This is a genomic window from Anabaena sp. UHCC 0399 (assembly GCF_034931465.1).
GTDB lineage: Bacteria > Cyanobacteriota > Cyanobacteriia > Cyanobacteriales > Nostocaceae > Trichormus > Trichormus minutissimus.
Genome location: NZ_JAYGGZ010000018.1, coordinates 87,267 through 96,357 on the forward strand (window position 1 = coordinate 87,267; position 9,091 = coordinate 96,357).

The 9,091-nt window shown below is 42.2% G+C and carries 7 protein-coding genes; 3 read left to right on the forward strand and 4 right to left on the reverse strand.

Going from position 1 to position 9,091, the window contains the following annotated elements:
• Positions 1–128: 128 nt before the first annotated feature.
• On the reverse strand, positions 129–1,088 hold the full coding sequence (locus VB693_RS12215; protein ID WP_323266504.1) for an aldo/keto reductase: 960 nt from the start codon (positions 1,086–1,088) through the stop codon (positions 129–131).
• 85 nt (positions 1,089–1,173) lie between these two features.
• On the opposite strand from VB693_RS12215, the gene VB693_RS12220 reads away from it, so the two are divergent.
• Together VB693_RS12220 and VB693_RS12225 are read left to right on the forward strand one after the other, a co-directional pair.
• Complete coding sequence (locus VB693_RS12220) at positions 1,174–1,758, forward strand: DUF1802 family protein (protein WP_323266505.1); 585 nt, start codon at positions 1,174–1,176, stop codon at positions 1,756–1,758.
• Between the two features lie 395 nt (positions 1,759–2,153).
• Entirely contained in the window at positions 2,154–2,438 is a 285-nt protein-coding gene (locus tag VB693_RS12225; protein ID WP_323266506.1) for a hypothetical protein, read from the forward strand.
• Between the two features lie 47 nt (positions 2,439–2,485).
• Here the strand turns inward: VB693_RS12225 and VB693_RS12230 are convergent, their stop codons facing one another.
• Both VB693_RS12230 and VB693_RS12235 read right to left on the reverse strand, forming a co-directional pair.
• A complete protein-coding gene (locus VB693_RS12230; RefSeq protein ID WP_323266507.1) occupies positions 2,486–3,844 on the reverse strand; it encodes a hypothetical protein in 1,359 nt (452 codons plus the stop codon).
• Between the two features lie 965 nt (positions 3,845–4,809).
• Positions 4,810–6,297 carry a TM0106 family RecB-like putative nuclease gene (locus VB693_RS12235; RefSeq protein WP_323266508.1) on the reverse strand — a complete coding sequence of 496 codons (1,488 nt, stop codon included), beginning with the start codon at positions 6,295–6,297 and terminating at the stop codon, positions 4,810–4,812.
• 195 nt (positions 6,298–6,492) lie between these two features.
• Here VB693_RS12235 and VB693_RS12240 point away from each other — a divergent pair, with 195 nt between their 5' ends.
• A complete protein-coding gene (locus VB693_RS12240; RefSeq protein WP_323266509.1) occupies positions 6,493–7,677 on the forward strand; it encodes an aminotransferase class V-fold PLP-dependent enzyme in 1,185 nt (394 codons plus the stop codon).
• Positions 7,678–7,772: 95 nt separating this feature from the next.
• Here VB693_RS12240 and VB693_RS12245 read toward each other — a convergent pair.
• On the reverse strand, positions 7,773–9,091 hold a 1,319-nt coding region (locus VB693_RS12245), incomplete at its 5' end, for a metallophosphoesterase (protein WP_323266510.1).

A 9,091-nucleotide genomic window follows, 5' to 3' on the forward strand; every position in this document is an offset into this window, starting at 1 on the left:
ACTACGAACTTAATCCTAGTTTTTTACATTACTTAACATAGTTTGTTTGTTTCAAGTCGTTCTACTTATCTTTAATTGTGAGAACCCAGATTTCTCCAAGAAACCGGGGTTCTGAATTCATGAGATGCTTACCAATTCCACATGACGGAACTATCATCAAGATGATCGGTGACAATGTGGCCGATCGCATCAATTTGGGCAATTTCATCAGCAGAAAGTTTAACATCAGCAGCTAGGGCGTTGTCTTTGGCTTGTTCAGGATAACGCGCACCTGCGATCGCATTCGTTTGAGGTTGGGCAATTAACCAAGCTAGAGCCAACTGAGCCAAAGTACAATTATGGCGTTCAGCTATCGGACGCAATTTCTCTAAAGCTTGTTGAGCGCGTTCAAAGTTTTCGCCTTGAAATAACTTATTTTTAGCGCGGTTATCTGCTGGATCAAACTGCTGTCCAGGTGCAAATTTCCCTGTTAACAATCCTTGGGCTAGGGGTGAATAAGCCAAAATAGAAATATTATGTTCCACACAATAGGGCATCGCATCCTGTTCTACTTGTCGCCAAAATAAAGAGTAGGGAGGTTGTAAGCTATCAATACGCCCATACTGCGCGGCTTCTGCTAATTGGCTACGGGAAAAGTTGGAAACACCAATGGCGCGAATTTTACCTTGTGCTTTGAGATGGTTGAGGGCGTTCATGGTTTCTTCAATGGGTACAATCTGACTATTGAAAGAGCCAGACGGCCAATGAATCTGGTAAAGGTCGATATAATCAGTTTTGAGATTTTTGAGGGAGCGATCGCAAGCCTCAATTACTTGGTCATACTGGAGATGGTTAGCAAAAACTTTCGTCGCATACTCCACTTGATCGCGCACATCAGATAAAGCCTCAGCAACAATCTGCTCAGAATGTCCTTCACCATAAACCTCAGCCGTGTCTATAGTGGTGATCCCAGCTTCAAAGGCAGATCGGATAGTTTTAATTGAGTCTGCATCTTCAATTCCCACCCACATTTTTTTACCAGCTTGCCAAGTTCCCATCAGGATGGGTGTGATGTATACATCAGATGTCCCCAGTCGTCGCTGCTCCATAACCTTTCCTTAATTCATATCCCTGGATAGTTTTATACTTTAGCGGTCTTCGCTCAAAATTAAATCAGAGTTACAGTAGATGCTCATGCTGATGGAATTAAATCAAACAGCGCATACGCTCAAAGAATGGACAGTTGCAGTTAATGCTTTAGAAACTGGCAAAACAATTATGTTACTGCGTAAAGGCGGTATTCATGAACAGCAAGGCCGTTTTCAAGTGGCGCATCAGCAGGTTTTGCTCTACCCCACCTATGAACATCAGCAATCTTGCTTACTTAAAGCTGAATATGCCAATCTTGTCCATCCAGTCACACCAGGATGGCATCCAGAAATAGTACGGATTGGTAGTTGGGCAGAGATTACCGACATTTTGCCAGTTAGTGACGAGTCAATTGTCAAGAGCTTATTACCCTTTCATATCTGGAATGAAAATTTTATCAGCGATCGCCTGAAGTGGAAACCCAAACAGCCAATATTTGTTCTCCTACTAAGGACTTATCAACTACCCCAAGCCCAAGAAATTCCCTATCGTGGGGTGTATGGTGGTTGCAAATCATGGATTGATATAGAATCACCTCTGCAACTACAAGGTTCAACCCCAGTTTTGTCTGATTCGTATTACCAAGAATTAGTAGCTGAAATTCATGGAGTGCTGAGTGCTGAGTTGTAAGTTGTGTTAGCGCGGCGTTTAGCCTGTGCTGAGTTGTGAGAATTTTTCTACCTTGTCTGCTTGTCAGCATCTTGAATCATCTACTTTTCGTAATAAAAATTCAATAATTTCCAAAATAGTAATTCTTGATACATACACTTTTAGTACCAGCAGATAACATTAAAAAAATCTTATTCGTGCCTTAGATTGAAGCACAGACATTTGCACAACCTGTCTATCTATATAGCTTTCGAGAAGCAATCTAAATGCCGGACATTTATTTAAGTGATTGTACGATTTTAGATTGTAGATAAGTTGACTACCTTGGGAAGATTCAAAACTATCTCACAAGGGTGAAGAAGTATTGACAAAAACCTGCCAATATGCGAAGTAAGCAAAAAGCAAAGGAGTTTGCTATGTATCGACAAATGTGTTGGATATCTAAAACTAGCGATGACGGGGAAAAAATCTTATATCTGCAAGCTGCGCCTCATCAACCCTGGCGACCCTACACAACTTTCCCACAATTTTCAGTACCGGATTATCAAGTTCCAGGCGGCTCTAAGGGTTGGGCAACTTATCAAAAATTACTTAAAGCTGGTTGGACACTAGTATCCAGCGCACGAGCTAATGAATTTGGCAGCAGCGATTATGCAGAGTCAACAGCAAATAATCAACAGTCAAACAATTTTGGACTTTAGAGCCAGCGATTTTAAATTGACTCTCAATCCTAACCGTCAACCCTTCCCTACTCCTCATTCCTAGAAGTGGTTTGAGTTGTTGTGACTCTGGTATTGAGTTTTTTGACCAGATTTTGAATATTAGTCAGAGTTGCTGTTTTGATGGTTGGTTGCTGCTGTAACCATGAATTCGCCTGTTCTTCCCCTTGTTGGACTGCTAAGATCAACGCGCCCCAAGTTTGAACTTCTGCTTTATTGGGGTTGACTTTCAGTGCTGCTAATACTCGTTTCCATAATCGACCTTTGTCTTTGTCAGCTTTTAAGAGGGTGACAATTTCTTGAGCATTCTGTGGTGAGTTCTCAAACACCTGTAAAGCCTTTTCCCAGCGACCATCAACTAAATCTGCTAGCACTTGTTGACTGGGACTTGCCCAAGTTTTATCAGCTTGGGTTTTAGTTAGTTGGGAGTGTAACCGAATTAGATCCATTTGTGCTTGCGCTGTGGCTGGTAAAACGCCTCGGCGTTGTTTCTTGATGGATTGCAACCATTCAAAAGACGGAGTCCACAAGCCACTCTGCGCAATGAAGAGAGCATTTTGGTAAGAATCATCCTTAATAGCTGATGGTGTGAGAGTAATTGCTTCTAGTTGCAGAGGTTTGAGGTATAACTTGACGGCTTTGACTTGATAAACCTGTAACTGTGGTTCTAAACCGACAGTTTGATCAATTACTAGTTCTTTGGCACTATCACCCGTTACCTGCTCCCATTTGGGTAGTTGACCATTGGGACTTGTCCAAGACACCATTTGTTGTAGGTTAGCCCGTTCTGGATTGTAGTAGACAATCTCACCGTAGGCGATCGCATGAGTTCCTTGTTGACGCTGACCCCGCAAATAAAACCAGACTCCCCTTCCTGGTGTTTTCCCTTCAAAGCGTTGCACCTCAGTCAAAGGTAAGCTATCACTAACTTCTGGATTTTCTGATGTGGGATCAACTAGGGGCGCGAGAGCCACAGATTCTTCCATTCCTGCGATCGGTAGTTGGTTAGTTAAACGATAAAATTTTTCGGGCTGTGCTTGGTATTGTAAGTTTTCTAAGTGATATACCCTGAGTTCGACAACTTCTTGACAATCAGACTGACAGTTGGGACGCTGGCGCAACACTGGGAGGAGAAAAGAGTTATCTTCATCATCTAAAGCTATCGTGTCGCCGACAATTTTGTGTTTGTGACTCAAACTATCCCGAATTTGTTGGACGGTTTGGGGGTATTCGCTCTGACTCATGGGAATTTGCGCCCACTCTGGTAAAACACTATTGAGCCAACCCACCTGTTGGGGATCGAAAATCAAGAGAACACCAATCCAAGTAAAAGAGATAACTAACCCAGCACCAGTAAGTAAAATTGCGATCGCTATAATTGAAGACAACTTTATCCTCTTTCTTTTGCAGGATTGAGGTTTGGAGGAAACACCCTCAATTACATCAACAGTGGGCTGATTGTCCCCAGAAGGATAGCGATGTGCCATGTTCGTTCTCTGTCAATCTACAGTGCGAGTTTTGTTTATTGTTTCTCTTTTATACTCGCGCTTTGACTTATTGCCTAGCAGTAAGGTTAGTTAAATTTTACAATGGGGACTGGGAATTGGGGATTGGGGACTAAGAATTTTAGATTGTGGATTTTGGATTGAATAATTAAAAATTCAAAATTGAAAGGCTGGGGATTGGGGACTGGGGAAGAAAAACGTACTATCGGCGGAAATGAATATACCGTTTCAAATGACGCAAAAGCTTGAAATACAATTCTTTTGATTTGCGGTACTAATCTAAGGTAGTTTTTCATCCGTTATTAAAAAAAAAGGTTTGGCTCATCACCAAACCTCTCTTTAAATCCAGTGCATAACAACATCCCGGATTAATTTACCTATTATTTTCATCCTTTCGCATCTTCCTATGGGATGTATGCAAATACTGCAAAAACTGATATTACATTATTTAAGTATTAACTAATACATCTAAGATAATTTATTTCCTCAACTTTTTGTTTCATGTTCTTTTTCCACAAAAAATTAATGAATATTAATGTAACCAATACACAAAAAAAGACGGGTATGACCCGTCTAAATAGCTTGAAAGTGGCAAATACACCTTGGACTTGGATAAATAGTAAATTTAATAGGTTGTAAGGAATTATAGATAAAGTTAACAGCAAGAACAGCGATTGATGCCGTAATTGATGTTATAACTACACTCATCCTTGCAATGAGTACCAAAATATCAGATAGAATTTTCGAGAAGTTGCCAAAATGCCAAAATCTTTATTTGCATTTTGGTTTGCGATAGCTTGAACATAGCGCAAAAAAAGCAGTTTGATAAATTGCGAACTAGACATTAATTAAGCACGTCTCAGATGATAGTTGTGTTCTAGGAAATCAACTAGCCAGTCTTTAACACGACGGGTAGCGCGACAGTCGTCTTCGTTGTAGCGGCTGATGATTTCTAGTAATGTGCGATCGCCTGTTTCTAACCATTGATCATACCAGTAAATACATTTAGCACCACTAGCTTCTTGATCACGCCATGCAAATCCTAACCATTTAGCGATCGCTTTTAAAGCATAACTTTCTATGGGTAAAGCTACAGTTTCGGTTAGGTGTTCATAAATATCGACAAACCGATTCAAGACTGGCTGGACTAATCTGTGAGGAGTATGGTACAACCTGCCTAGGCGTTTGACTGTATCTAGTTCGTAGACGCAAAAATGATAAATTGGGGCTTGGGGATATTGCCATACTAAGTCTAGAAATTGTTGCCAAATTAATTCTTCTTGTTCTGGATTCTCTGCTAAAAAACCATAAAACTCTTCAGTGTTGGTTTGCGTATTAACTACCAACACCCCTAAAAGATAATCTAAATTTAAATCTGGCTGCGCTTCAATATCAAAATACAATTCGATGGGAGATTTGGCGGTGATATCCTGATAGGGATGGGGGAATGGTAAGATTAATGGTCGGTTTTCTAAAACAGATTGGGCTTGGATAACTAATTTGACTGCGACTTGAGAATCAAAACCCGTGAGATTTTCTAAAATAGTGGGACTAGTATCAGCGAGAGATTGTAGGGTGTTAATAGAGAGGGTTTGCAGTTGGGCGTAACGCAGGGGTGTGACTCCCGGTAAGAGTGAGAGGTGTTGCTGAGAATGAGCGATCGCATAACATTGACTATGCCATGAACAAAGATTACACTTCTGACGGGAAATAAATATTTCTGGACTAGTTTCTGCCTCCAAAGCCTCCATGAACTCCTGCAAAATCCCCTGCATTTGCGGTATCCATTTCGATAAATTTACAGTGTATTGTGCCTGTTTACTACGTAGCATTAACCAAGCTGTTGGCGGTGTCACGCCTTGGACTGTGGCTAAAACTTGGGTATGAAACGCGGAAACAACTTGGTATTCCTGTTTGGGACGCTTACCCAGTTCAATATTCACAGCTTCATAAACCCAATCACCAAGCAGGGATTTTCCTGGCTGTTTGACAAGTAAATCAGGACGACTGAGGAGGGTATGATTAACGTATTCCGTTTGTGCGTCTACTAACTGACTGTAATTAGCTAACAGCACCCCTTGATAAATGTAATCAACCCCCTGCTGCATCAATTCTATAGTGGCTGCTTGCGCTGCTTCCCAGTTTCCTCTAGGGTAATCTGGTTTTTGATAGGGGAATTGAGCCAAAATACTCAAGCGATGAGCGTTTTTGTCCTGTTGTAGTTTGAGTAACAATTCATTAGGCGCATCTCGTCGGCTTCTGTCACCGTGAATATCTAAAACAGGGCGACGTTTACAGCGTTGGTATTGCAGAAGGTGATCAGCATTAATTAACATTCAGTATAGTCAACCGTTTGCGGAATTAAAATTCAAAACAATCAGTGAGGGCTTGTGGCTTATTTACCGTAGGCTACTCAGAATTAATTACCTTGTCTACCCTGTAACCTGTCACCTATCACCTCTATTTCCTACTCATTAAGCAGTGAGAATGGGAAACTAAGAAAACAAGCTATTTTGAATTTTAAGTTGTTTATGACTACTATTTCCACAGCACAAGCCAGATTGCATCACCATCGGGAACAATTTCCGGCTTTAGCTAATAAGCTTTATTTTAACTATGGTGGGCAGGGGGCGATGCCTAAAGCCACAATGGACACGATTAACCAAACTATAGCGCACATCCAGGATATTGGCCCCTTTGGGAATGAAGCTGGTAATTGGTTAACCGCACAAATGCAAACCGTCAGAGAAGCGATCGCATCTGAGTTAAACGTCACAACTGATACAATGGCTTTTACGGATAATGTAACTGTGGGTTGTAATATCGCCATGTGGGGGATATCCTGGCAAGCTGGCGACCATATTTTACTCTCAGACTGCGAACATCCAGGGGTAATTGCTACTACCCAAGAACTTAGCCGCAGGTTTGGGGTAGAAGTGAGTATTTGTCCCCTAAAAGCCACGTTGAATGAAGGCGACCCGGTAGCAATTATTGCCCAAAATTTGCGTCCCCAGACTCGCTTAGTAGTATTAAGTCACGTTTTTTGGAACACTGGACAAGTGCTACCTGTAGAGAAAATCGTGGAGGTATGCAGAAATAATAATTCTTTTTTATTAATAGATGCAGCCCAATCTGTGGGTGCTTTACCTTTGAACTTAACAGAGTTGGGGGTAGATTTCTATGCTTTCACTGGTCACAAATGGTTATGCGGCCCTGAAGGTGTGGGGGGTTTGTATGTGCGTCCAGAAGTGCTAAACAGTCTGCATCCTACCTTTATTGGCTTGTATGGAATCATTGTTGATAGCCACTCCCAACCTGTGGACTGGAAACCGGATGCAAGGCGGTATGAAGTATCTACGCCAGCTTACCCATTGTATTTTGGTTTGCGAGAGGCGATCGCAATTCATCAACAATGGGGAACACCCCAGGAACGTTACGCCCAAATTCGCCGCAATAGTGAATATCTCTGGCGACGTTTAGCTGCATTACCCGATGTGAAATGTCTTAGCACTGCACCCCCGGAATGCGGTATTGTTTCCTTCCAACTCACTAATCACCATTCTCTCAAGTTGGTGCAATTTCTTGATACTCAAAAGATTTTAACCCGGACAATTGCCGACCCAAGTTGTACCCGCGCCACCGTCCACTATTTGACCCTGGAATCGGAAATCGACCAATTGGTGGAAGCGGTAGCCCAATTTTGCCGAATTGGTTGACGGTGCTGAGTTTAAATCTTAGAAGCAGTGATAGGCGATCGCAATTAATCGCAATTAAATAGATGAGCAACAATGACAATGTGTAATAAACTCATCTACTCCCAAGTGATTGTGTAAGAATCCAGAGAACCTTTACCCTTACCTTGTCGCCAACAATTATCTGCTTCCCATGCGCCGTTTTCTGTCTTGCGTTTACGGCTGCGGACGGTGAGGGTGTTATTTTCTAACTTCAGTAGGTGGTATTGCCAAGGTTCGGCGGTGGTGAGTTCGTGGGTAGGTGCGCCGAATGTTCCCGCACAGATGCGAAACAGTCCCCGTTCTGCGTCGTATTCATAAAAGCTTTTTTGGGCTTGGTGGACGTGTCCGTGTAGGAAGAAGCGGAAACCTGCAACGGCTAACTGTTCCATGAAGCTTTGGTTTTTGATGCGGTCTTCCCATGCGCTATCTAGGGGATGATGCCAGACAGCAATTTTGATGCAGTTTTGATAATCTTGATTGCGGCGAATGTCTGTGAGGGCATTGCTGAGTGTATTCATGTTAATGTTGGCACGGGATTTGTAATGATGATCCAATTGCCAAGCGGAGTTTAACCCTAGAATGAGCAGGTTTTGGTTGGGGAAATGGTCGAGGGTGTATTGCTGGTCATAGTCTAGGGGATAGGGTTTGTTTTTGATGGTTTGGTAGAATTGGCTGAAGTGTTCAAAGCGTCTTTTGTGGTTTTCTGGATCTACAACTGCAATATAATTACTGCCATCATCAATTACACAACTCTCATTTATTGACCCTTGATATTTTTTGCGAAGTATTGGGATGTAACCTTCTTCCTCTGAGATTTGCCAATTGAGGTCATGATTACCGGGAACGATGATAATTTGCTCAGGCTTGAGGGCGCAATCTTGGCGGAGTTCGTCAAGGAATTGTTGGGCTGCTGCGTATTCGTCGGGGGTTGATTTGTTAGCGATGTCGCCGGAGAGAATGAGGGCATCAAGTTGAGGAATATTGAGTTCGTTTTGCAAGTCGCTTGCTAGTTGGTTAGACCAAAGTTTGGCTTGGTCTTGTCTGCCAAAGTGCAGGTCGGAGAGGTGGAGGATGTGCATTAGGGAAGTTTTAATTGACTGAGATGGGGGAAGATATCTTTGGGGTTTTGGTTGAATTAGGCATTTATAGTATTGACATTTTTCCTGTATTGCTTCCAGTGCTTGTAGTGCATAGTTCAACGTACCTCCATTATTTGCTGACACAAATTCTTCATGTTCTAGTAATTTAATTAGCCCAGGAATCGCCGCATCTGATTTGATTTTTTTCAGAGCATCTGCTGCAATAGAACGAACTGAGGAATCTTCATCTTCTAGTAATTGAATTAGCCCAGGAATCACCGCATCTAATTCGATTTTTCCCAGGGCATATGCCGCAC

Excerpts from the sequence above, each read along its gene's own strand:
- VB693_RS12220 (WP_323266505.1), top strand. The coding sequence starts at position 1,174 with ATGCTGATGGAATTAAATCAAACAGCGCATACGCTCAAAGAATGGACA.
- VB693_RS12225 (WP_323266506.1), top strand. The coding sequence starts at position 2,154 with ATGTATCGACAAATGTGTTGGATATCTAAAACTAGCGATGACGGGGAA.
- VB693_RS12240 (WP_323266509.1), top strand. The coding sequence starts at position 6,493 with ATGACTACTATTTCCACAGCACAAGCCAGATTGCATCACCATCGGGAA.
- VB693_RS12215 (WP_323266504.1), bottom strand. The coding sequence starts at position 1,088 with ATGGAGCAGCGACGACTGGGGACATCTGATGTATACATCACACCCATC.
- VB693_RS12235 (WP_323266508.1), bottom strand. The coding sequence starts at position 6,297 with ATGTTAATTAATGCTGATCACCTTCTGCAATACCAACGCTGTAAACGT.